Raw genomic sequence first — 23,820 nt, forward strand, 5'->3', positions numbered from 1 at the left:
CTCTTTTGCTGTCCCCATCTTTTAGAAAGGACGGACAACATGAAGAAAATACGAAGCTATACCAGTATCTGGTCGGTGGAAAAGGTACTCTATTCCATCAATGATTTTAAGCTGCCATTCCCCATCACGTTCACACAGATGGCGTGGTTCGTGGTATCGGTGTTTGCAGTTATGCTCTTGGGGAACCTCCCTCCCCTTTCATTCATTGACGGGGCATTTTTAAAATATTTCGGCGTACCTTTTGCCCTCACTTGGTTCATGTGCCAGAAGACCTTTGACGGGAAGAAGCCTTACGGCTTCCTGAAATCCGTACTGGCATATCTGGTACGCCCGAAACTGACCTATGCAGGAAAGCCCGTGAAGCTGGAAAAGGAATATCCAGCACAGCCCATCACGGCAGTAAGGAGTGATATTTATGGCATATCCGATTAAATACATCGAAAATAACCTTGTGTTCAACCATGACGGGGAGTGCTTCGCTTACTATGAGCTGCTTCCCTACAACTATTCCTTTTTAAGCCCTGAACAGAAATATCAGGTACACGATTCGTTCCGGCAGCTTATCGCCCAGAACAGGGACGGGAAGATTCACGCCCTGCAAATCAGCACCGAATCCAGCATACGGGCAGCACAGGAACGCTCCAAACAGGAAGTAACAGGCAAGTTAAAAGATATTGCCTGTGCAAAGATTGACGCACAGACCGAAGCCCTGATTTCCATGATAGGGGAAAATCAGGTGGACTACCGCTTTTTTATCGGCTTCAAGCTGCTTGTCAATGAGCAGGAAGTCACCATGAAGCAGTTTCGCAGGGAAGCAAAGACCGCCGTTTCCGATTTTCTCCATGAAGTCAACCACAAACTCATGGGAGATTTTGTTTCCATGAGCAATGAAGAAATCTGGCGGTTTCAGAAGATGGAAAAGCTGCTGGAAAGTAAAATCTCACGCCGCTTCAAAGTCCGGCGGCTTAACAAGGACGATTTTGGCTATCTGATTGAGCATTTATACGGGCAGACCGGAACCGCCTACGAAGATTATGAGTATTATCTTCCGAAGAAACGGTTTCAGCAGGAAACGCTGGTGAAATACTATGACCTCATCAAACCCACCCGTTGTCTGATAGAGGAAAACCAGCGGTATCTGAAAATCGAACAGGAAGACGGGACAGTTTATGCCGCCTACTTTACTATCAACAGCATTGTAGGGGAACTGGACTTCCCATCCTCGGAAATCTTTTACTATCAGCAGCAGCAATTCACTTTTCCCATTGATACCTCTATGAATGTGGAGATTGTGACAAACCGGAAAGCCCTCTCCACGGTGCGGAACAAGAAAAAAGAGCTGAAAGATTTGGACAACCACGCATGGCAGAATGACAGTGAAACCAGTACAAACGTGGTGGACGCTTTAGACAGCGTAAATGAGCTGGAATCCACCTTAGACCAGAGCAAGGAATCTATGTATAAGCTGTCCTATGTGGTGCGTGTGACGGCTCCCGACTTGGAAGAACTGAAACGCCGCTGCAATGAGGTGAAAGATTTTTATGACGATTTGAACGTGAAGCTGGTTCGCCCCTTTGGAGATATGCTGGGGCTGCATGGGGAATTTCTCCCTGCCAGCAAGCGGTATCTGAACGATTACATCCAGTATGTAACCAGCGACTTCCTCGCTGGTCTTGGCTTCGGGGCAACCCAGATGTTGGGGGAACCGGAGGGCATTTATATCGGGTACAGCCTTGATACGGGAAGAAACGTGTACTTAAAGCCTGCCCTTGCCAGTCAAGGAGTAAAAGGCTCCGTCACCAACGCCCTTGCTGCCGCTTTTGTCGGCTCCCTCGGCGGTGGAAAATCATTCAGCAACAACATGATTGTCTATTATTCCGTATTATTTGGGGCACAGGCTCTCATTGTTGACCCGAAAGCAGAACGGGGACGGTGGAAAGAAACCCTGCCGGAAATCGCCCATGAAATCAATATCGTAAACCTGACTTCGGAGGAACAGAACAGGGGCTTACTTGACCCGTATGTGATTATGGAGAACCCAAAGGATTCCGAATCACTGGCAATCGACATCCTGACTTTTTTAACAGGCATTTCCAGCCGTGACGGAGAGAAGTTCCCTGTTCTTCGGAAAGCCATCCGTGCGGTAACAAACAGTGAGGAACGGGGGCTTTTCAAGGTGATTGAAGAACTTCGGGCGGAGGGAACCACCATCAGCACCAGCATAGCCGACCATATCGAATCCTTTACGGACTATGACTTTGCACACCTGCTCTTTTCGGATGGGGATGTCACACAGTCCATCAGCCTTGAAAAGCAACTCAACATCATTCAAGTGGCGAATTTGGTGCTGCCGGATAAGGAAACCTCGTTTGAAGAATACACCACAATGGAGCTACTTTCCGTGGCAATGCTCATTGTAATCAGCACCTTTGCCCTCGACTTCATCCATACCGACCGCAGCGTGTTTAAGATTGTGGATTTGGATGAAGCATGGAGCTTCTTACAGGTGGCACAGGGCAAGACACTCTCCATGAAGCTGGTTCGTGCCGGACGTGCCATGAACGCAGGCGTTTACTTTGTCACCCAGAACACGGACGATTTGCTGGATGAAAAGCTGAAAAACAATCTGGGCTTGAAATTTGCGTTCCGTTCCACAGACATCAACGAAATCAAGAAGACCCTTGCCTTTTTCGGGGTGGATTCCGAAGATGAAAACAACCAGAAGCGGCTCCGTGACTTGGAAAACGGACAGTGCCTTATCAGTGATTTATACGGGCGTGTGGGAGTCATACAGTTCCATCCTATCTTTGAAGACCTGTTCCATGCCTTTGATACCAGACCGCCCGTAAGAAAAGAGGTGGAGGAATGAAGATAAGAAAGCCCATCCAACAGGGGACAGCTCTTGTCCCTTGCCGGACAAAGGGAGAAAACTCTTTTAAAAAAATCGGGAGTATAGCAGGAAAAGTGCTTCTGGCACTCCTTTTCATCCTCCTGCTGTTTGCAGTCTTCGGCACAGCCGCCCACGCTGCCGGACTGGTGGATGATACGGTGGACGCTGCCAACGAATACAGCAAATATCCTCTGGACAACTACCAGCTTGATTTTTATGTGGACAGCGGATGGGACTGGCTCCCGTGGAACTGGCTGGACGGTATCGGAAAACAGGTGATGTACGGGCTATATGCCATCACAAATTTTATCTGGACAATCAGCCTGTACCTTTCCAACGCCACGGGGTATCTGATTCAGGAAGCCTACTCGCTGGACTTCATTTCCTCTACGGCGGATTCCATTGGAAAAAATATGCAGACCTTGGCAGGCGTTACCACAGGCGGCTTGTCCTCGGAGGGATTTTATATCGGGTTCCTGCTGATTCTCATTCTGGTGGTGGGGATTTACGTTGCCTACACAGGGCTTATCAAACGGGAAACCACAAAAGCCATCCATGCCGTTGTCAATTTCGTGATGGTGTTCGTGCTGTCCGCTGCCTTTATCGCCTATGCCCCTGATTATATCGGGAAAATCAATGAATTTTCCGCAGACATCAGCAATGCCAGCCTGACCCTTGGTACAAAGATTGTGCTGCCGAACTCGGAAAGTCAAGGAAAAGACAGCGTGGATTTGATACGGGACAGCCTGTTTTCCATACAGGTAAAGCAGCCGTGGCTCCTGCTGCAATACGGCAACTCAGATGTGGAAAGCATTGGGGCTGACCGTGTGGAAAGCCTGCTCTCAACCAGCCCAAACGAAAACAATGGGCAGGACAGGGAAGAAATCGTAGTGGAGGAAATCGAAGACAGGGAAAACACCAACCTTACCATCACAAAGACCATCAACCGCTTGGGAACCGTCTTCTTCCTGTTCATGTTCAATATGGGTATCTCCATTTTTGTATTCCTGCTCACAGGGATAATGATTTTCTCACAGGTGCTTTTTATCATCTACGCCATGTTCCTGCCTGTGAGCTTTCTCCTTAGCATGGTTCCCTCTTTTGAGGGGATGTCAAAACGTGCCATTACAAAACTGTTCAACACCATCCTTACCAGAGCCGGAATCACCCTGATTATCACGGTAGCGTTCAGTATTTCCACCATGCTCTACAACCTGTCTGGGGAATATCCGTTCTTCCTGACGGCGTTCTTGCAGATAGTGACCTTTGCCGGAATTTATTTCAAGCTGGGGGATTTGATGGGGATGTTCTCCTTACAGAGTGGGGATTCCCAAAGCATGGGGAGCCGTATCATGCGAAGACCCCGTATGCTCATGCACGCCCATATGCACCGTTTACAGCATAAGTTAGGACGTTCTGTGGCGGCTCTTGGGGCTGGTACGGCTGCCTACCATGCAGGAAAACAGGCTGGCTCAGACCAGAGAACTGCTTCCAGCTCCGGCTCTTCCAAACGGACGCAGGCAGACCACAGCAGACCAGACGGACAGGCAGCACCGGAAAAGGAATCCGCATGGAAACGGGCTGGCTCTGCGGTAGGTGCGGTGGCAGATACCAAAGATAAGATAGCCGATACTGCCGGACAGCTTCGGGAGCAGGCAAAGGATTTGCCTGTCAATGCAAAGTACGCCCTTTACCACGGGAAAACACAGGTATCAGAGGGAGTACGGGATTTTACTTCCAGCGTGACCCAGACCCGAACTGCCAGAGCCGAACAGCGAAACGCACAGGCAGAAAGCCGCAGACAGACCATTGCAGAACGCAGGGCGGAACTGGAACAGGCAAAACAGCCGCAAAAGACAGCTTCCGAAGCACCCAAAGGGGCGGCTCCTGTCCATGAACGCCCTGTTACTGCAAAGCAGCCAGAAGATTTCCGACATCATGCAGGAAAACCAGCCATGCAGCCAGCTTCCCCATCCATCAGGGAACGGGGACAGGTTTCTTATGGGGGAACTGTGGCGGAACGGGCTTCGGTTCCGGTGGTAAAAGCAGCTTCCATCCACCATGAGCAAACACCGCCAGTAAGGACGGAACGCCAGATACTCCCTCCGGTTTCCCCAGACAAACCAGAGGAAAGACAAAAGACAAGTCCCACCATCACCCCTGCTGCTCCCCATCCGGCAAGACCTGTCCAGAATGATACGGCTCCTGTGATACCGGAAAGAAAACGGGCTGCCCCTGTGGTAAAAGAATCGAACTTTACCATCCGGCGTACCACCGCCAGAAAGGAGTGGACAAAAACGGTAAAAGCGGCTGCCAAACAAAAGCAAGGGGAGAAACCATGAAGTTAAGACACCTTTTCTTTGCCTGTTCCGGCGTGTTCGTGATGATGTTCTCCCTGCTCCTTTTGGTGGTAATTGTCTTCTCGGATGAGGAAGACGGCGGAAGCGGCGGAAACCTTATCTATGGGGGCGTGAGCGTATCACAGGAAGTCCTCGCCCATAAACCTATGCTGGAAAAGTATGCAAAGGAATATGGCATAGAAGAATACTTAAATGTGCTGCTCGCCATCATTCAGGTGGAATCCGGCGGCACGCTGGAAGACGTTATGCAGTCCTCGGAATCTCTGGGGCTTCCTCCGAACTCCCTTAGTACAGAGGAATCCATCAAACAGGGCTGCAAGTATTTCTCGGAACTGCTCGCAGCAGCAGAAACAAAGGGCTGTGACTTAAACAGCGTGATTCAGTCCTATAACTACGGCGGCGGTTTTTTAGATTATGTAGCAGGACACGGGAAAACGTACACCTTTGAACTGGCAGAGAGCTTCGCAAGGGACAAATCCGGCGGAAAGAAAGTCACCTACACCAACCCTGTTGCGGTAGAGAAAAACGGAGGCTGGCGGTATTCCTACGGAAATATGTTCTATGTCCTCTTGGTATCGCAATACCTGACCGTGGCACAGTTTGATGATGAAACGGTGCAGGCTATCATGGAGGAAGCCTTAAAGTATGAGGGCTGGACGTATGTGTACGGGGGCGATTCCCCCTCCACTTCCTTTGACTGTTCGGGACTGGTGCAGTGGTGCTATGGCAAGGCAGGAATCGCCCTGCCACGGACAGCACAGGAACAGTATAATGTGACGCAGCACATCCCCCTGTCCGAAGCAAAAGCAGGGGATTTGGTCTTTTTCCACTCCACCTACAACGCCGGAACCTACATCACCCATGTGGGGCTGTATGTGGGAAATAACCGGATGTACCATGCCGGAAATCCCATTGGTTACGCAGACCTGACAGGCTCCTACTGGCAACAGCACCTTGCCGGAGCCGGACGAATCAAACAATAAGAAAGGATGAACCGATATGATTCAGATTAGAAAAGAGGATAACCAGAAAAAGCAGAAAGAAAAGAAACTGAAAGTTTACAAAGTCAATACCCACAAAAAAACCGTGATTGCCCTGTGGGTGCTGCTGGCAATGAGCTTCCTGTTTGCCGTCTATAAGAATTTCACGGCGATAGACATTCATACTGTCCATGAAACCAAAGTGATTGAGGAAACCATCCTCGACACTCACAAGATAGAAAACTTTGTGGAGAATTTCGCAGAAGTCTACTATTCATGGGAACAGTCCGCCACTTCCATTGACAACCGGACAAACGCTTTAAAAGGGTATCTCACCGGAGAGCTGCAAGCCCTGAATGTAGATACTGTCCGAAAGGACATCCCCGTATCGTCTGCCCTGACCGATTTTCAGATATGGGAAATTACAAAAGAAAAGGAGCAGCATTATCAAGTGACCTATACAGTGGAACAGCGTATCACAGAGGGAGAATCCAGTAAAACCGTCCGTTCCGCCTATCAGGTGACGGTCTATGTGGACGGCTCTGGAAACCTGACGATTATCCAGAACCCAACCATCACCAGCGTTCCTGTAAAATCCGGTTACACCCCAAAAGCGGTACAAAGTGACGGTACGGTGGATTCCATCACCACGGAGGAAATCAACGAATTTCTCACTACCTTTTTCAAGCTGTACCCTACGGCAACCGCAAAAGAGCTGACCTATTATGTGAATGAGGGCGTGCTGAAACCTGTGGGGAAAGAATATATCTTCTCGGAACTGGTAAATCCTGTCTACAACCGAAACGGAAATCAGGTGACAGCTTCCCTTGCAGTAAAATATCTGGATAACCAGACCATGACAACACAGGTATCGCAGTTTTACCTTGTGCTGGAAAAGAACGGGGAAAACTGGAAAATTGTGAAATAGTTATAGAGAAACGTGCATTTCTCATTTGGAGATTTGCACGTTTCTCTTACAAAGTATTTAAAAGAAATTTTCGTTTAATCTTTATATTTTTGATTAGCTCCCAGCAGTAGTGTATCAATTGCTTCGGATAATTCTTTTCTTACTTTATCAGGATTTGAAAAGGCATATCTTAATTGTAATGTTGTATAACCATGAAGCATACCTGTTACCATGCTCAAAATTTCAGTGGTCTTATCTGGATTAAAGCCACATGAGCAAATAAGTGTTTTAAGTAAAGATAGATAATCATTAAAAATGATTGCTGTTTCCTCTGTTCCATTCCAACTAGCCCATTGAATTATTTCATACACACCGGGATGTTCAATCATATAATTAAGATATTCAACTGCCACTAATTTTAACGCTGAATCCCCTGTCTTACCGATTGCTGCACGAATCATTTTTTCATTCATAGTACGCATACCACTATGTGCTATCTCCCTAAGAAGTTCATCCAAACTTCCTATATGATTATATAAGGAGGGGGTACGAATCCCTAAATTTTCAGCAATAGCTTTCAAAGAAACATTATGAAGTCCATTTCTATCAGCCATATCAGACGCTGTTTTTATAACTTCGGCTCTTGTAACTCGCATATTCATTTTCCTCTTTCTTCACATCATTTACCTCATTTTAAGTAATTAAATTAGCGAAGTCAATAATTAGGTTAGAAAAAAAGAACTTTTATATTGACAAATTGTATTATAATATTTAATATTACTAATATAATTAGTTTTGATACTACTATAATTAGTTTATGAAAGGAACTACAAATATGTGTACAAGATTTGTGTATAATGGGAAAGAAACCATTGTTGGGTTCAATTTTGATATTGACCTTTCTGAATGGGAACATACCGTAATTGCTGAAAAAGACCGTTTTTTTATAGGGATAAAAATGTCCGATAATAAGTATCACTCTTTTCACGGAATCAATAGAAATGGGAATGTTGGCACATTGTTGTATGTACATGGAAATGACAATGCACAATTTTGCGGTAATGAATCATGCTATACAATAGCTGATTTGACAGAAAATTTTATAAAAGGCAACCTCTCTTTTGATGATTCATTGGAAATAGTGAAAAAAAAGAAAATTACTTATGCTCCTGACACTACTATGCAGGCTATGTTTTCGGATAGAACTGGGCGTGTTCTCATTATTGAACCGGGGATTGGGTATCGTTTGGAAAAAGAAAAATATTCCTTAATAACAAATTACTCCATTCTAAAACCAGAATTGACTAATCCATATGTTTTATCTGGGGATAACAGATATGAAAAGGCAAAGGATTTACTGCAAGGATATGGAGAAAACTTCTCTATTTCCAACGCCTTTGATGTACTTAGGTCAGTACGTCAGGAAGGACTTTGGGCAACCAGAGTTTCTTTTGTATATTCCGTTGCTAAAAATAAGGTATATTATGTGTTGAACAATGATTTCAAAAATATTGCAGAGTATCAATTCTAATATCACTGCAATTATAAACAAAAGTGGAGGATTTACATTTCCCCCACTTCCTTAGATTTGACAATACCATCTGCGACGCTTTCCATAATAACAAGGTCAGCGTCTGTGAAATTGTCTATTTTGTTTTCTAACTGCCTGCGTTTGGTACTTTTCACCCGACTGCTGGCAGGCAAGAAAAACTCATCCACTGATACATTCAGCAGAGATACAAGGTCGTAAAGCACCTGTAAGCTGGGATGCTGCCCTTTGTTCTCAATATTGGTTAAATAACGTGGGTCAATCTCAATCATTGCTCCCACCTGTTCACGGGTCAAACCCTGTTTTTTACGGGCTTCTTTTATGGCAAGCCCCAAAGCCCTGAAATCATATTTATCTTCTTTTTTACGCATAATACACCACCTCTGTACATTTTACTGTTCCTGTTATAATAGTGACAGGTATAGAAAAACGTATTGTACAGTTGTACAGTTCCTATTATGTGTACCAAAGATAAAACTATGCTGCTGAAACGGAAATAAAAAAAACCGTTATTTGGCAGTACACTTTTCTTGCGTCAAAATCACATAAGCCTTTCCAGACGACGGTTTAATAAAAGCCGCCGTCTTTCTTTTTTCCAGAACACATGGAGGTTGTATTAAAGTCAGCTTTTTTTAGGCTCCGGCGGCTTACAGGAGGAAGCCGCTATGCAAAATATTTTCTTAAATATATCTACATTCGGTAAACCGTTAAAAAAAGCCATCCACCTACGCTAGAAAAGTCTGACCTGCAATATGGTTTTTCACAATACATAGTAAGAACTATCGAAGCACACAAGCAGAAATATCGTCTGTTTGCGTGCTTTTTTAGTTGGAAGAAAAAGTTTTTAAATTTTTCTTCTCAAAACGCAACTGCACCCCCTGTCCTGTCGGGACTAAGAGCGAAAAGGGGGAAAGAAGCAGAAATTCCTATCAACTCGCTCCCTTTCAAGGCTGGAAAGGGGGTGAGCAATGATGAAGCCATCTGAATTTCAGACAACCATAGAGAACCAGTTTGATTATATCTGTAAAGTCGCTATGGAGAATGAACGCAAAGACTATCTCAAAGCGTTGTCCAGACAGTGTAAACGGGAAACCCTGTTCTGTGATATGGACGATTACACCGTCAATCTGTTTTCTTCCGAAGACACCTATCCCTCCCATTTCCATACTTTTGAAATGGATGGATTTACTGTCCGCATTGAAAACAGCCTATTAGCAGAAGCATTAGAAAATCTGGATGAAAAGAAACGTGACGTTATCCTGAGATATTATTTCCTCGGATTTGACGATACGGAAATTTCAAAAATTCTGGAAGTCAACCGTTCTACCATCCAGAGAAGAAGACACGCCGGACTGGAATTTATCAAAAAATTTATGGAGGAAGAAGCATGACATCAAAGCACCCTATGATTCCGTTTCCTGTAATTGTAAGGGCTGCGGACGGTGATATTGAAGCAGTCAACCAGATTGTACGCCATTACAGCGGTTTTATTGCCAGCCGTTCCATGCGTCCCATGAAAGACGAATATGGCAATACTCACATGGTTGTAGATGAAACCCTACGCCGCCGGATGGAAACACGTCTGATTGCAAAGATTTTATCTTTTGAAATCAGGGAACCAAAGTAAAAATAACGCTCTCCTGTGGAAGCATGGACAAGCCCATGCTTCCCAGACAGAGCTTGCCAGCCTATTAAAGTGCATTATCACCAGTGCATTTTAACAGGCTGACAAAGCCGGATTGTTCCTTGAAAAAGAAAGCGTCTAATCAACGCAGCATAAAGCAGCCGAATACGTTTCGATAGAAAGAGAGCCGTTGGGCTGGCACGCCGTGACCCACCAAAGGAGGGATGAAACCGGATAGCGATTCCTGCCAGCGTTCCATAAGCAGCTTACCGCAGAGCTGCCGCCATGACCTTTCTATTGTGATAATGATACTTCCGTACAGCCTTAGTCCGTGTGATGATGTAGCACCGCTGGCAAAGGGTACGGCTGGATGAGAACCATGCAGGGGTGAGATTCCCATGAGCTTTAGCGAAAGCTGCTCGGCTTGCTTATATACTATTTTGAATTAGAATTTTTCATTCAAAATCAAATAACTATTCGCAGGAAATACAATCTTAATATTACTTTTGCCACAAAATCTGATATAATATAGACAGATATTGAGGGTTCCATATCTGGTCTATGGAAAGGAGGAACATGATTACAGTAACAAAAAAAGACTTAATAGAACTGGGTTATGGGACTTCATTCGCAGCAGACATCATAAGAGAAGCAAAAAAACTTATGATTTCAAAAGGGCATACCTACTATCAGTCACGCAAACTGGACAGGGTTCCCAGAGAAGCTGTGGAAGAATTGTTAGGGATTACTTTTACTGATAAATCAAACTGATTGTACTTCTTGCACATTTATGTAAGGAGTGAAATCATGGCAAAAGACCCTATTAAGAAAGCAGAAAACGGAACTTATTATTTTAGAGCAAACTTAGGTTTCCACCCGATTACCGGAAAACAGATTCAGAAATACAAAAGCGGATTCAAGACAAAAAAGGAAGCCAGAGAAGCATATTCAAAGCTTATGCTTACATCCACAGAGGAATTGACAGAAAAGAAACAGCAGCTATCCTTTCAGCAGTTCATTGAAGAGACTTACCTACCTTGGTATAAAACACAGGTAAAGGAAAGTACCTATCTGAACCGCCGTTCTACCATTCAGAAACATTTTTCATACTTTTACAAAATGACGGTGGATGAGATAGAACCCATTAACGTCCAAAACTGGCAGCTTGAACTCGCAAAAGAATTTAGTCCAAACTATATCCGTATTGTACAGGGTATGCTCTCCATTGCCTTTGACAGAGCAGTTGTTCTCGGTCTTGCAAAGAAAAATCCGTCACGAATGATAGGAAACATCAAGAGCAAGAAAACAAAAGTGGATTTTTGGACACTGGATGAATTTCAAAAGGTAATTTCCCTACTCTACAAGGGCGATTATTACGAACATTACCTTTTCATTTCATACTGGCTCCTGTTTATGACTGGAATGAGAATCGGAGAAGCCGCAGCCCTGCAATGGTCGGATATCAACTTTGAAACCGGACTTTTAAGTATAACGAAAACGCTGTACTATAAAACAATAGACGAATACAAATTTGTGGAACCAAAGACACAAGCCAGTATTCGCACTATCTATATTGACACAGATACCATTAAAGAATTAAAAGCATGGCAGGAAGTACAGCAAAAGGTTTTAAAGGACTGTGACCTTGTACTAAGCTATAATGGGATTCCCACCAGTAAGCACACCCTCCCACGGGCATTAGAAAAACTTGCTGGATTGGCAGGCGTACACCGTATCAAAATTCATGCACTCAGACATTCCCATGCTTCCCTGCTCATCAGTATGGGAGAAAATCCTTTATTGATTAAAGAACGTCTGGGGCATGAAAAGATACAGACCACGTTAGGAACCTATGGACATTTATATCCCAACACCAACGTGGAAGTTGCCAAAAAATTAACTGGCGTTCTCACTTATACTCCGGCAACAACCAGTGTTGCCGATTACACCAGCAATCAGCATACAGCAATCTATCACAGAGCAGTTGAATAAAAAAATGCAATCAAAATGCAATTCTAAAAGAAAAGAGCCTCAAAACCCTTGAAAATAAAGGCTTTGAAGCTCTGCTCCAACTATTCGAATTCTACAAAGACTAACGCTTTTTGTTTAGGAATTATTCTCTGTAATGTTTCTCGTTCTTTTGATTATTTGATATATCCATATTATCCTGCCTATACGAGCTAATGTTATCATTTTGTTATCGGCATTGATAACACCTACTCGATAACTGTGGATAATAACTATATGTAGCATGTCAAATTATAAGCTATTTTGCTTAGAGATTCAACACAAAACTGAAATTTTACTTTTCCTTATATTCATCTGGTATTGCTATTTGAAATGTTTCACACAACAGCATCACATCATGCACATCATTTTTATCGTGTTCATATCCCAAATGAAGCATTACCTGACTCAATGGTTCAATACAAGAAACAGTTATATCTCCAACTTTTCCAATACCGGAAAAAGTTTTTGATGGAAATATATCTCCCTCATAAACAATTCCGTCATCTGTAAATTCAAAACAATGTAAATCAATGATTCTTTGTTTATCATCTTTCCAGACAGTATGACCATCCGTTGTATAATCAGTATTTACTTCCTCAAATCCATGCTGCTTAATCACATAAATATAATCATGATAATGTTTCAGTTCAACAAACAAATCAATATCATTGTGTATTCTTGATTCTCTTTTAAGAAGTGCATCAACACCCCATCCGCCATCTAAATATACTTTAATTTCGTTTTGCAAAGCATATTTTATAATTTCACATGCATCTTCTGTACGTACCATAATCTATCCTCCAAATTCAAATCTTTGTATGCTTTCCAACTCACTAAAAGCCTGAAATTTGTCAGTCTTTCATCCTTTTTGTTATCAATCACCAATTAGCTGTAATCCATTAGGATTTAGCTGATATATTTTATCGCACACCTCTTCAATATACTTTCTATCGTGAGAAATGCTAATGACAGCCCCCGGAAATTCTCGGAGCATTTTTCTTATTACCGGACCGGACAATGGTGAAAAATTTCTTGTCGGTTCATCCAGAATAAGAACATTTGCACCACTTAAGCTCATCCTCAAGAGAAGCACTTTCGCCTTTTGTCCGCCTGATAACTCCCGAATCGGATGCTCCATTTCATCTGGTGTGTATTTAAGTGAACCAAGGTATGTTCTAATTCTTGTACGCTCTTCTTTATCTCCTGTTTTATCAAGGTAATCAACCGGTGTAACATCCAAATCCAGCAGGTCTTCATAAGTTTGAGGCATATATTCTGCTTTAATGTCATTCCGATTTAGGAGTTCTTCCGCTATCTTTTTTAGAAGAGTCGTTTTTCCTGCCCCGTTGGCTCCTATCATACAGATTTTTTCTGAACCTTTTATTTTTAAATGAATTCCTTCTGCTAAAATTCTTTTGCCATCCGGAGTCACAAGCTTTGAAAGTTCATATTCTATGACCGTTTTTCCTGCGGGAATGTGTGAGTTTTCATCCCCTAATTTGACAAAGATTGCTTCTTCCTGTTCCGGCATCTGAGTCATATTTTCATCTTCTTTTTCAAATCTTCGTTCCATTGCCTTAACCGTATGCATTTTGTCCTTTAAGTTTTTGGCAACAGACGGTGCTTGTCTGGTACAACTTCTTAATGCACCTTGTACACTCTGCATAACTCTTTGATATTTTTCATCGCGAATCTTTTTCTCCCTACGGTCACTCAGTGCCCGCTGTTTTTGGATTTCAAATTTATGAAGCCGTTCTTCCACATAGCGTCTATAGGGAAGCTTTGCCACGGTATATCTCGCCTTTGTTTTTCGTATAATCTGCTCGATATGTATCACCATGTTGGCAGTACGCTCTATCAGCGTTTCATCGTGTGAAATAAAAAGCACAATGTGCTTCCAGTCATTTATGATTTTTTCCAGTAATGTAAGCGTCGCAATGTCGATGTCATTGGAAGGTTCGTCCAACAACAGCACAGAAACATCGCGAATGAAAAGCCTCATAAGTTGTGTCTTGACTTTTTCGCCTCCTGAAAGACTACCCATTGTCTGGTTACTGTAGAAAAAATCATTTTTCATTCCAAATTTTCCCGCAATAACAGACAATTCTTTAGGCGTTTTCTCCCAGAATATTTCCTCTTCAGAAAAATATTCGTATATTGTTTTTTCCTTATCTTCATCGAGCATCTCCTGCGGAAGATAACCAAGACGTTCGTGTCCCATTATCCTTTCCCCATCTGCTTCTATATAGTTTTCTACAAGCGACGGATTGTATATCCACTTCATTAATGTCGATTTCCCATTTCCCTCTTCTCCAATAATAACTGCCTTATCTCCATCATTTAGCACAAGGTTGAAATCATTAAGAATTATTCTCAGGTCTTTTTTATGTGTTAAATTTAATTTTTTTATCTGCAACATTAAAGTTTCTCCTTTTCGAAGTCTGAGCCAATTATTATTTTGAACACACAAAAACGAGTCTTTTTTGCATACGCAAAAATAGACTCGCTAAATAGCCCCTTATTTCTTTTCCAAAAGGAAAACAAAGGAAATGCCTCTTGCGATAATCCAACTTAAGCGTACACAAAACAAACCTATTCTCTACAGGCTCAATAACTATATGTGTCTTACTTAAATCAAATTATCTATTAATCATTTCCTCACCTTACACAAAATGTGCCTTTCTTTCTTCTAATGGCAATACTATCATACTGTATTTTTTGTGTCAATACATTTCACCTTATGGAAGTGCAAATTAAAATTTTCACTTCCTAATTATACATCCAACCATTACGAAATTCAATCTTTCACAACCTCTTTACAACCACAACCACAGCACTCCAGCAAACGCAGGAGCACCATACCGTAAAACGCTTATGTGTAAATCAACTCCGTTCCTACAACTTCCCTCACACAAGCCTGAATATTATTCATTCTTCCAATCCATTCGTAGGGATTATCTTTCTTTAATTGTTCCGTCACATCTTGTCTGTCGGCATATTCCTTTACCAGTCGAAGAAACATATCCTCTGCTTGCTTATCGACTTCTGCAAGATAACTATGCAGCTTTCCGCTTGTCAGCAGGTTCATATATAACACTTTATAGTGTTCCTTTAAATGCCTTGCATGTCGTTTCCCCCATAAACCAATCGGCTCTATTTCTTCTTCGGCTGGTACTGTGATGTTCGGCAATAAATAATCACCCACCTGTCTATAAGTTCCGCCCATTTCTTCAAAAATTGTCTTTGTCATTTTCCTTTTCCTCCTGTGATTTTTGTCTATCGTGATCGTGTATTATCACGCTTGCGACCTTTAACTGTTCTTGCCTGCTCCAACAAATCATCTATCTGTTTGCGACCAAAAACCTTACGGAGCAGGCTGTAATCTTTATTTTCTGCTTTTAGGATTTTGTTTTCTTCGGTCAATCTTTCATTGACTTTCTCCAAACGCTGATTGGTGCGGTATAACTGTGCATTCGCTGTATTCAGCCTATGATAGTTGTCCCACCCCTCAAAGCAGCGGGCAAGCACCGTTTTGACAAGTTGCTTCAATTTCCTTACAACCGGCTCTGCCATTTTGGTTTTATATGCCTTTGCAGTCATAAATTTCTCTGGTTCTGGCAACTGATATTTCGGTGCAGTATCAAGCTCTATTTCAAGATTTGACAGCTCGTCTTTTGCCTTATCATAGTTCAATACTCGTTCCGACAACACATCAAATTCAATCTGTTTCTGCTCGATTTTCGCACCTAATGCCGCCACTTCTTTTTCTCTTTCCTGCTTTTTATAATCCAAAACAGAAAGATGTTTTTCGTGTGTGCCTAAATGTTCCCACTCAATCCCATAACGTTCCATCACCGCCGCAAGCTGTTCTTTTTCGGACTGTATCCATTGCGACCACTCCGTATCGCCACGACTGCCGCCCTTAAAACCTTGCGTTGCAAGAGCCTGCTTTAGTGACACTCTTGTATCAAGTCCACGCTTGCTGCCTGTGGTAAAAGGTACAAAATCTATGTGCAGATGTGGTGTAGCTTCATCCATATGCAGATGAGCCGAGAACACCCGAAGCTGTGGATTTCGCTCCTGAAAACCCTGATAGTATTCATCTAAAATCTGCTTTGCCAGTTCTCCGTTTTCCGTATCGGCGTTCATATTTCCCTTACCGCCCACCTGTAAAATGATTTCGTGGAACGGTTTTTCCTGCTTGGAACTTCGGATTTTTTCATAATAATCTTTTATCTTTCGGTCTGACCTTATCTGCTTGGCATTGTATCTTTCCAATGCTTCATCAAACAATTCGTGATAAACTGTCTTTATATTTTCATTGCAGTAGTCGATATTGAGATGAGTACGAGTTCCGTCTACATTTTCTGCTCGGAACTTTCGGCTATTGTGATTGACCGAGCCTTTACCGACCATTGCACTTATCGTTCTCTGCATTTTTTCATCTCCCATCTGTAAATTTCAACATTCTCAGGTTTTGTTACTTTTGTCAAAAGTAACGCAAAAGCACTTTTGACGGGTACACCCATCAAAAATGCGACCTGTAAACAGGTTTTGCGTTCTCCGAAGGCTCTCCGAGGGGTGAGCGTGTGCCGGTGGCACACACGCCTGCGAACCGACCGAGCCAGCAGGCGAGACCAAAGAGCCGCCTTTGAAAAGGCACTCTCTGCACACTCCCCTAAACTTTATCCGGTGTCAAAGTGTGACGATGGTGACAATGTTTTTCACAGCGTGCTGCTCTCAAAAACATTGACACCTTTGACACCGTTTGTCACGCCGTCTGCTCGGTTTCTTTCCAAAGTGAAACCTTTCTTCCGTCGTGTGTGCGGCTGTTCTGATAACGGATACCGTAATCACGAAACAGCCTGCTTGCGTTGATACTGAGCCTTAAAGAAAGTACATTCGGCTTTATATCCACCGCAAGCCTTTCGCAAAGTTCCGAAGCAGTTCCTTCCCATCTGTCACTTTCCGAAAAGAGCGTATCCGCTATCTTCTCAAGCAGAGGTTCGGGCGGTTCTTTCCACATCTCCGTTTCCGATTTTGCAAAGTTCCACACCAATCGCTCGCTGTCCCTTACAAGATGGATTTTCATATCCTGCTGGTCTCTGCCAGCAACATCAAGTGTGGCATTGTTGGAAGTACGCTTGTCCTTACTGAGAACAAATGCACCGTCTGCCGCACCCATCAGACCATTCGTGCCTGAAATCATATCGAATATATCTTCCGATTTTTGTTTGCGTGTATGATGAACAATAAGCATTGAAACCTTGTAACTGTCTGCCAACGCTTTCAGCCTTGCCACAACATCATAATCACTTGCGTAGCTGTAATCTGCTCCGCCTGCTTCACGCACACGCTTTAAGGTGTCTATGATAATCAAGCCTGTGTCTGGGTGTTCCCTCATAAACCCTCTTATCTGTTCTTCCAGTCCGCCATTGACCGTTTTACATTCCGTTGCGAAATACAGATTGCCTGTCTCCTTTGCACCGAACATCTGAAACAATCGCTTCTGCAAACGTGGGTAATCATCTTCAAGGGCAAAATAAAGCACCGTTGCCTTACGCACCTTATACTCCCAAAGCGGTGTGCCTGTGCTGATATGATAGGCAAGCTGTGCCATCATAAAGCTCTTTCCCACTTTCGGGGAACCTACGAAAAGGTAAGTTCCCCTTTGGAGCAGACCGTCGATAAGTGGTGTCTGAACCTCAAACACCGTATCATACAGCGTTGTCATTGATACTGTTTTCAGATAGGAAGGGTCTAACTGTCTGAGTATTTCCCTTTGCATTTCTTCAAAAGATTGCTCGTACCCCTTGAAATCCGTATCCTGATTGACTATACTATTGTCAGTACATTTGGAAAGTGACTGTTCCGCATCTGTTGCCGCAGATACATTTGGAATAGTCATTTCTTTTTTATTCTCCATTCGCATCCTCTCCTTTCAAACCGCCGAGAATAATGGAAATCAGTTCTATTACACTCAGCAGTTCATCATCCACACCTTTTCCTGCTTCAATCCTTTTCAGTTCCGCAAGGACTGTGGCAAATTCCGTTTTCAACGCCTTATACACTCTCGGATTGCCCTGTACCACCACATCCTGATTTAAGCAACGGCGGTAACAATACTCCTGTTTTGGCAATCCTGATAGAGCTACAGCTCTGTTAATGAGTTCGTTTTCTTCGGGCGATACTCGAAACCCTACTGTGATATTCCTCCAACGATTTTTGTTATCTCTGTTCTTAGCTGACATTTTCAAAATCTCCTTTCCCTAAATCATCTAATTTTTCTGCCATCTCAATCTGCTTTGACGGAAAGAGGTGTGCGTACTGATAAGTAATATCAATACTTTCGTGACCAACTCGGTCAGCAATCGCCACCGCAGAAAAGCCCATATCAATCAAGAGTGAAATGTGGCTGTGACGGAGATCGTGAATGCGGATACGCTTCACGCCTGCCGCCTTTGCCCCTCTGTCCATCTCGTGATGAAGATAGCTTTTCGTCACCGTAAAGATACGGTCTTTCTTCTTCAATCCGTAAAGCATACCGAGATATTCTTTCATTTCCTCACACAGAAACTTCGGCATTTTAATCGTGCGGTTGCTCTTTTTCGTTTTCGGAGAAGTAATCACATCCTGCCCTTTCAAACGCTGATAGGATTTATTGATTGTGACTGTTTCCTTATCAAAGTTGAAATCTGCCGGAGTCAAAGCTAACAGCTCGCCCTCTCGGATACCGCACCAGTAAAGCATTTCAAACGCATAAAAGGAAACAGGCTTGTCCATCATCTCAAAAGAGAATTTCTTGTATTCTTCCTTTGTCCAGAACAGCATTTCCTTGTGTTCCTCACGTCCCATATTTCCCACCTTTGCCGCAGGATTGGAACGCAGTTCATAGTAGCGGACAGCGTGATTGAAAATGGCGGACAACTGATTGTGCAGCGTTTTCAGATACGTCTGTGAATAAGGCTTTTTCTTCTCATCACGATAGGCAAGCATTTCATTCTGCCAAGTAATAATCTCCTTTGTGGAAATCTCGCTGATTTTCAGTTTCCCGAAATACGGAAGTATCTTTGTGCGTATGATATGCTCTTTGGTAAGCCACGTGTTTTCCTTCAAACGGTTCTTCACATCATTGATATAAAGCTCCGTAAAGGCTTCAAAACTCATATCAAGGTCTGAAGAAGTCTGCAATTTGAACATTCTTTCCCATTCCTGTGCTTCTCGTTTGGTAGCAAAGCCACGCTTGCATTTCTGCTTGCGTTCCCCTTTCCAGTTCACATACCTTGCCATCACATACCAAGTACCGTTATCTTCATTCTTAAATACCGGCATTTACATTTCCCCCTTTCCTGCTCCGTAGAGCCTTTCGTAAAAATACTGGCGATTTACACGCCCTGCAATCGTAATAAAGCCCTTTGCTTTCAATTCCTCATTTAATTGTCTGATGAGTTTATATGCATAAGGTTTTGATACGTTTAGTTCCTGAGCCACATCTTCGGCTCGGATAAATCTGTTTTCCATATCCTTTTTCTTCCTTTCTTAAAATAATTTTTTGCTTGCCGCTTTCTCCGTGTTAAAGTTCCAACAGGCACTCCTGCTTGTCGGCAGGCGCTGTGCTGTCCCAATGCACCGCAGTACATCAGGCGCTCGCTCGTATAGGGGTTCCCGAAAAGTCGGAGACTTTTGGGGAAGAGGAGGAGCAGTGCAGCGAATGAGCTTTTGTGCTTGCACACAAGCGAACGATACGGAACTTGCTCCGACGAGGTCTTGGCGGTTTGGCTTTTCGGACGGTCATTCAGTTGTCGCATTAAGCATATTTGTTTAATTCGTAATTTATTTTACTAAACATATTTGCTATTGTCAAGTGGTTGCAAAGAAAATATTAAACATTTTTGTTTCGGTTTTTCTTGACTTCCACTAAACATTTCTGCTATACTTATTTCACTAAATATAAAAGGAGCGTATCATTATGGCTATCAGCGAAAGAATACATTTTTTCAGACTAATGCGTGGTATGACACAAAAGTATCTCGGTACAGCAATCGGTTTTCCAGAAAAGAGTGCTGATGTGCGTTTGGCACAGTACGAAACTGGTACACGCAAACCGAAAGCAGACCTTACAAATGCATTGGCACAGGTGCTTGATGTTTCTCCACAGGCTCTTGATGTTCCTGACATAGACAGCTATATCGGTCTTATGCACACTCTGTTTACCCTTGAAGATATTTACGGTCTTACTGTCAGTGAAGCAGACGGAGAGGTATGCTTAAAGGTCAACAAGGACAAAGGCAGAGAAGCATATGAACTCCTCAAAATGCTGTATGCTTGGAAAGAACAGGCAGACAAGCTATCTTCCGAAGAAATCAACAGAGAAGAATACGATAACTGGCGTTACCATTATCCAGAGTTCGACACCACACAGCGTTGGGCAAAAGTTCCATCACAGGAATTAAGTGACGCTCTCGTGGAAGCATTCAAAGACCACTTGAAAGATAAATAAGCACCTACAGGACCTGCCACTGGCAGCTCCCTACAGATGCTTTGGCAACGACAAAAAAGCCCTTAACTATGGTTATTAACCACAGCTAAGGGCTTAGTTTATAATATGGAATTTGTTCAGAGCCAAGCTCCGAACTTTAGTCTGCAAGCCACCTGTTAATTGTTCCGTTACCCATAAACCACTGGATAACAAGAATAATGGCACTTGCTATGACTGTTATCAATTTGTTATCAAAAGACTAATCGAAATCGCTGAAACCCGCATAAACACTGGCTTTTTTAAGCAACTCGATTTATTCAAACTCAATAACACTAGGCCGCTTTTTCGTGTTACCGTGTATTAAATAAAATAAAAGAGGCGGGCTTTTATTAAATATACCACGTTGTATTATTATTTGCAATAGTTCCAAACATCACTCTAACATCACGGGAATAAATCGTATTATTTATTGCAGTGATGTTAATCAGGTATATACTCTATCACATCACTGATGCCGCAATTAAGAGCTTTACATATTCTATCTATCTGTTTCAGATTGACTGGCTCATTCTTTCCCATGGAAGCCATAGTCCCATAACTTAATCCGGTTGCGTCTTTTAGATCTCCCTTATTCATACCTCTATCAAGAAGCGTGTGCCAAAGCGGATTGTACGATATCATAATACACCAACTTTCTGTTGACTTATTTTTTTCTTCCTGCTATTATTTTCTTAGGTACCGAGCGGAAGCAGGAAGTTTCGGAGTCCGCTCGGTGTCTATTCGCTTAGTTCTTAATTATTTTCTTTTAAAATGGAGAGGTTCTTGATTTTTTCAAGTGCCTCTTCTTTATTTTTACTGTTCTCAATGATCAACACGACCATTTCCATAACGGTTTTAAATTCTAATGTAGTCATTATATCTTTTTCCATTTCTCTAACTCCTTTCCTGCTATCTCCTTGCTACAATTATAGTTTATCACTATATCTTCATTTTGTCAACATTTTTCTTCATTGTTTTAGAGATTTTCTTCAATAAACTATTGACATGTACGGTACATATGGTAATATACAAGCATAAACAACAGAACAAACATTCGCATAGACGGTGCGAGGTTTGAGAGATAATAGGAGGAAAATGATATGTCAGAACTTTTAAAGAAACAGAACTACGGTGTTGAGGTTGAATTTACAGGTATTTCAAGAAAAATGGCTGCGGATGCAGTTGCAGAAATTATCGGAACTGCAGCTTCCAGACCAGATCGCACTTGCTACCAGACAAGAACCATTCAGGATTCACAGGGAAGAAAATGGAAGGTAATGCGAGACAGCTCAATTCATCCAATTCGTAAAGTTGGAACCGAGAACATGGACGAATACAGAGTTGAATTCGTAACACCGGTTCTTAAATACGAAGATCTTGATACACTGCAGGCAATCATCCGTAAATTCAGAGAAATCGGTGGAGTTCCTCACAGTTCATTGGATTATAATTTAAAAGAAGTGAAATAAAGAGGGGAAATCCCCTCTTTAATAAGAGGTAATTATACCCTGCCTGCACACACATCTCAATGCCAATGGAATTGTGGTTGTTGCAAATTCCGAAAAGACCACCTCCGTAGTTAACGCCGACATGCCAAGCGCCTCTGTCGAATGGAGTTGCCTGATAAGCCTCGGTATCATCAACGTATACATGAGCAGAGTAGCCGGAGAAATTTCCGTCATGCTGGGCCTTTGCATGTGCCTTTGCATTTGCTCCTTTGGCAAAGTTATCTGTATTATGGATAACGATGTATTTAGGTACCTGATTTGCATAGCTGTTGTTATTGCTGATTAAACTTGTGTTAAGATTCATTGTAACATCCTCCTTATTCGCTTCTGGCATCGCAATTATCTTCGCCAGAATTTCCAATATCTTTGATCCATAATTCTTCCCTGCGGCCCAGCCTCCGCCCTGTGGATTTTCCTGTATCCCAAGCCATTCAACATATGGGGCTATTCCTCTTTTCACATAACAGAAACGAGGATCCACGCATACACCGTACAGTTTTTCGTTAGATGCATATGCTTTAAGATGCTGGATCTGTGCCCGGATGCCGATCCATGGATGAGAGAACGAATTCCCTTTCATACCATTTTTTGTAACGCCGATTCCGGCAAAATTGTTCTGGTCCAATGTTACGGCAGAACCATTGAATGTGAAATTACCTGTTTCGAGGCAACTTTGCGCAAAGGCGATATCTCCCCTTACTCCTTCCGTTTTTCCTTCTGATATATAATATTCAACCATATCGATTACGGATTTAGGTACTGCCGGATTAACTTTCTGTATATATGACTGCATCTGCTGGACCGTAGCAACTGCAGTTCCCATTATATTCGTTTTCATAATATCCCCCTAAAAAAGGAAAGGGCTTAAGCCCCTTCCTTCTGTGAACCATTAATTTTTCCATCGTCTAAAAGATCTTTCACGCCGCAAAACCACACATCAATTATCTTAAGCAGCGCATCTTCCGACATAATAGCCTGTAGCCACTTTGGCAGTAATCCTCTCGCCTGCTGAACAACCCATTTCAATTTCTGCTGTCCCGTTCCTGATTCTTTATACATATGTTCCGCTTTCAGGATCAGCTGGTATACCTGTTCACGGATACCTTCCAATCCTTTATGCTTGGCATACTGAAACGCAATAACCAAAGTCACTACAAGCAAAATTAACACCGCAACCAGTAATACCGGGAACGGAATCTGTTTTAAAAAGTTAAGTAATTCCATAAGTAATTCCTCCTAATCAATGCTGTATTTGGCCAGAACTTCTCTGTCCATTTCTTTTTTGTGTGCTTCTGCACGCTGAAGATTTTCAAATGCTTCTTCGAGCTCGCCATTATGCTCTCCTTTTACAATTGCATGATGTAGCCAAAAGAGCACGCGCCCCGTAGCATGTGTAATTTCTTCATCCGCTTTTCTCTGTTCAATTTTATACTTAATGCGTTCCTGCTCTCGTGCCTCCACTTCCATGAGCCTT

General features: G+C 42.8%; 28 protein-coding genes. 13 read left to right on the top strand and 15 right to left on the bottom strand.

All coding sequences use genetic code 11. From position 1 onward, the window contains the following. Nucleotides 1-39: 39 nt before the first annotated feature. The 5 genes from I4V84_RS02745 to I4V84_RS02765 are packed head-to-tail and all read left to right on the top strand — an operon-like array spanning nt 40 to nt 7,158. The gene (locus I4V84_RS02745; RefSeq protein ID WP_005427021.1) at nt 40-432 is read left to right on the top strand and encodes a conjugal transfer protein; all 393 of its coding nucleotides are present in this window, start codon (nt 40-42) and stop codon (nt 430-432) included. Continuing rightward, nucleotides 416-2,869, top strand: coding sequence for an ATP-binding protein (locus tag I4V84_RS02750; RefSeq protein ID WP_118673081.1), 2,454 nt, complete (start codon nt 416-418; stop codon nt 2,867-2,869). The genes I4V84_RS02745 and I4V84_RS02750 overlap by 17 nt, the downstream gene beginning before the upstream one ends. Further along, nucleotides 2,866-5,232: a YtxH domain-containing protein gene (locus I4V84_RS02755; protein WP_118568541.1), complete on the top strand. Its 2,367-nt coding sequence runs from the start codon at nt 2,866-2,868 to the stop codon at nt 5,230-5,232. The genes I4V84_RS02750 and I4V84_RS02755 overlap by 4 nt, the downstream gene beginning before the upstream one ends. Continuing rightward, nucleotides 5,229-6,233: a bifunctional lysozyme/C40 family peptidase gene (locus I4V84_RS02760; protein WP_118529862.1), complete on the top strand. Its 1,005-nt coding sequence runs from the start codon at nt 5,229-5,231 to the stop codon at nt 6,231-6,233. Before I4V84_RS02755 ends, I4V84_RS02760 begins: the two co-directional genes overlap by 4 nt. Nucleotides 6,234-6,249: 16 nt before the next feature. Next, complete coding sequence (locus I4V84_RS02765) at nt 6,250-7,158, top strand: conjugal transfer protein (protein ID WP_118529860.1); 909 nt, start codon at nt 6,250-6,252, stop codon at nt 7,156-7,158. Nucleotides 7,159-7,232: 74 nt separating this feature from the next. Here the strand turns inward: I4V84_RS02765 and I4V84_RS02770 are convergent, their stop codons facing one another. Continuing rightward, on the bottom strand, nt 7,233-7,793 hold the full coding sequence (locus I4V84_RS02770) for a TetR/AcrR family transcriptional regulator (protein WP_103900079.1): 561 nt from the start codon (nt 7,791-7,793) through the stop codon (nt 7,233-7,235). 179 nt (nt 7,794-7,972) lie between these two features. On the opposite strand from I4V84_RS02770, the gene I4V84_RS02775 reads away from it, so the two are divergent. Beyond that, a complete protein-coding gene (locus I4V84_RS02775) occupies nt 7,973-8,668 on the top strand; it encodes a hypothetical protein (protein ID WP_015552517.1) in 696 nt (231 codons plus the stop codon). A 32-nt stretch (nt 8,669-8,700) separates the two neighbouring features. Here the strand turns inward: I4V84_RS02775 and I4V84_RS02780 are convergent, their stop codons facing one another. Next, entirely contained in the window at nt 8,701-9,057 is a 357-nt protein-coding gene (locus I4V84_RS02780) for a helix-turn-helix domain-containing protein (protein ID WP_118529858.1), read from the bottom strand. Nucleotides 9,058-9,657: 600 nt separating this feature from the next. Here I4V84_RS02780 and I4V84_RS02785 point away from each other — a divergent pair. The 5 genes from I4V84_RS02785 (at nt 9,658) to I4V84_RS02805 (ending at nt 12,302) form a co-directional block, all read left to right on the top strand. Next, entirely contained in the window at nt 9,658-10,077 is a 420-nt protein-coding gene (locus tag I4V84_RS02785) for a sigma factor-like helix-turn-helix DNA-binding protein (protein ID WP_182448439.1), read from the top strand. Next, nucleotides 10,074-10,313 carry a helix-turn-helix domain-containing protein gene (locus I4V84_RS02790; protein WP_118567795.1) on the top strand — a complete coding sequence of 80 codons (240 nt, stop codon included), beginning with the start codon at nt 10,074-10,076 and terminating at the stop codon, nt 10,311-10,313. The genes I4V84_RS02785 and I4V84_RS02790 overlap by 4 nt, the downstream gene beginning before the upstream one ends. Nucleotides 10,314-10,534: 221 nt before the next feature. After that, nucleotides 10,535-10,684 (top strand): hypothetical protein, encoded by a 150-nt coding sequence (locus tag I4V84_RS02795; protein WP_172749838.1) that lies wholly within the window; start codon nt 10,535-10,537, stop codon nt 10,682-10,684. Between the two features lie 202 nt (nt 10,685-10,886). Next, complete coding sequence (locus tag I4V84_RS02800) at nt 10,887-11,081, top strand: DUF3173 domain-containing protein (protein ID WP_011861908.1); 195 nt, start codon at nt 10,887-10,889, stop codon at nt 11,079-11,081. A gap of 36 nt (nt 11,082-11,117) precedes the next feature. Continuing rightward, complete coding sequence (locus I4V84_RS02805) at nt 11,118-12,302, top strand: site-specific integrase (RefSeq protein ID WP_015552515.1); 1,185 nt, start codon at nt 11,118-11,120, stop codon at nt 12,300-12,302. A gap of 310 nt (nt 12,303-12,612) precedes the next feature. Here I4V84_RS02805 and I4V84_RS02810 read toward each other — a convergent pair whose 3' ends face one another. The 8 genes from I4V84_RS02810 to I4V84_RS02845 form a co-directional block, all read right to left on the bottom strand. Then, nucleotides 12,613-13,110, bottom strand: a complete 498-nt coding sequence (locus tag I4V84_RS02810; protein WP_009247521.1) for an aminoglycoside nucleotidyltransferase — start codon at nt 13,108-13,110, stop codon at nt 12,613-12,615. 84 nt (nt 13,111-13,194) lie between these two features. Beyond that, complete coding sequence (locus tag I4V84_RS02815; RefSeq protein WP_009247522.1) at nt 13,195-14,739, bottom strand: ATP-binding cassette domain-containing protein; 1,545 nt, start codon at nt 14,737-14,739, stop codon at nt 13,195-13,197. Between the two features lie 453 nt (nt 14,740-15,192). Continuing rightward, nucleotides 15,193-15,570 carry a TnpV protein gene (locus tag I4V84_RS02820; protein ID WP_009247523.1) on the bottom strand — a complete coding sequence of 126 codons (378 nt, stop codon included), beginning with the start codon at nt 15,568-15,570 and terminating at the stop codon, nt 15,193-15,195. A gap of 26 nt (nt 15,571-15,596) precedes the next feature. Further along, entirely contained in the window at nt 15,597-16,736 is a 1,140-nt protein-coding gene (locus I4V84_RS02825) for a plasmid recombination protein (RefSeq protein WP_019190307.1), read from the bottom strand. A 355-nt stretch (nt 16,737-17,091) separates the two neighbouring features. After that, nucleotides 17,092-18,246: an AAA family ATPase gene (locus I4V84_RS02830; RefSeq protein WP_009247525.1), complete on the bottom strand. Its 1,155-nt coding sequence runs from the start codon at nt 18,244-18,246 to the stop codon at nt 17,092-17,094. Beyond that, nucleotides 18,236-18,571: a hypothetical protein gene (locus I4V84_RS02835; protein WP_009247526.1), complete on the bottom strand. Its 336-nt coding sequence runs from the start codon at nt 18,569-18,571 to the stop codon at nt 18,236-18,238. The genes I4V84_RS02830 and I4V84_RS02835 overlap by 11 nt, the downstream gene beginning before the upstream one ends. Beyond that, on the bottom strand, nt 18,561-19,652 hold the full coding sequence (locus tag I4V84_RS02840; RefSeq protein WP_009247527.1) for a site-specific integrase: 1,092 nt from the start codon (nt 19,650-19,652) through the stop codon (nt 18,561-18,563). Before I4V84_RS02840 ends, I4V84_RS02835 begins: the two co-directional genes overlap by 11 nt. Continuing rightward, nucleotides 19,653-19,841, bottom strand: coding sequence for a transcriptional regulator (locus I4V84_RS02845; protein WP_009247528.1), 189 nt, complete (start codon nt 19,839-19,841; stop codon nt 19,653-19,655). 448 nt (nt 19,842-20,289) lie between these two features. Between I4V84_RS02845 and I4V84_RS02850 the strand changes: the two genes are divergently transcribed. After that, a complete protein-coding gene (locus I4V84_RS02850) occupies nt 20,290-20,820 on the top strand; it encodes a helix-turn-helix transcriptional regulator (RefSeq protein ID WP_009247529.1) in 531 nt (176 codons plus the stop codon). A 459-nt stretch (nt 20,821-21,279) separates the two neighbouring features. Here the strand turns inward: I4V84_RS02850 and I4V84_RS02855 are convergent, their stop codons facing one another. After that, nucleotides 21,280-21,480 carry a helix-turn-helix domain-containing protein gene (locus I4V84_RS02855; RefSeq protein WP_021650061.1) on the bottom strand — a complete coding sequence of 67 codons (201 nt, stop codon included), beginning with the start codon at nt 21,478-21,480 and terminating at the stop codon, nt 21,280-21,282. A gap of 110 nt (nt 21,481-21,590) precedes the next feature. Continuing rightward, complete coding sequence (locus I4V84_RS02860; RefSeq protein WP_158565311.1) at nt 21,591-21,728, bottom strand: hypothetical protein; 138 nt, start codon at nt 21,726-21,728, stop codon at nt 21,591-21,593. Nucleotides 21,729-21,938: 210 nt separating this feature from the next. On the opposite strand from I4V84_RS02860, the gene I4V84_RS02865 reads away from it, so the two are divergent. Beyond that, nucleotides 21,939-22,307: an amidoligase family protein gene (locus I4V84_RS02865; RefSeq protein ID WP_243284000.1), complete on the top strand. Its 369-nt coding sequence runs from the start codon at nt 21,939-21,941 to the stop codon at nt 22,305-22,307. Here the strand turns inward: I4V84_RS02865 and I4V84_RS20270 are convergent. Genes I4V84_RS20270 through I4V84_RS02885 form a run of 3 tightly spaced genes read right to left on the bottom strand, consistent with a single transcriptional unit; the run spans nt 22,246 to nt 23,813 of the window. Continuing rightward, nucleotides 22,246-23,169, bottom strand: coding sequence for an N-acetylmuramoyl-L-alanine amidase (locus tag I4V84_RS20270; protein ID WP_334285995.1), 924 nt, complete (start codon nt 23,167-23,169; stop codon nt 22,246-22,248). The genes I4V84_RS02865 and I4V84_RS20270 overlap by 62 nt on opposite strands. 41 nt (nt 23,170-23,210) lie before the next feature. Next, nucleotides 23,211-23,570, bottom strand: a complete 360-nt coding sequence (locus I4V84_RS02880; protein ID WP_195991192.1) for a hypothetical protein — start codon at nt 23,568-23,570, stop codon at nt 23,211-23,213. A 12-nt stretch (nt 23,571-23,582) separates the two neighbouring features. Beyond that, on the bottom strand, nt 23,583-23,813 hold the full coding sequence (locus tag I4V84_RS02885; protein WP_195991193.1) for a hypothetical protein: 231 nt from the start codon (nt 23,811-23,813) through the stop codon (nt 23,583-23,585). Between the last annotated feature and the right edge of the window lie 7 nt (nt 23,814-23,820).

The sequence above is a fragment of the Ruminococcus sp. 1001713B170207_170306_F1 genome (assembly GCF_015668065.1).
In the GTDB taxonomy this organism is placed as follows: Bacteria; Bacillota; Clostridia; order Lachnospirales; family Lachnospiraceae; genus Blautia_A; species Blautia_A faecis.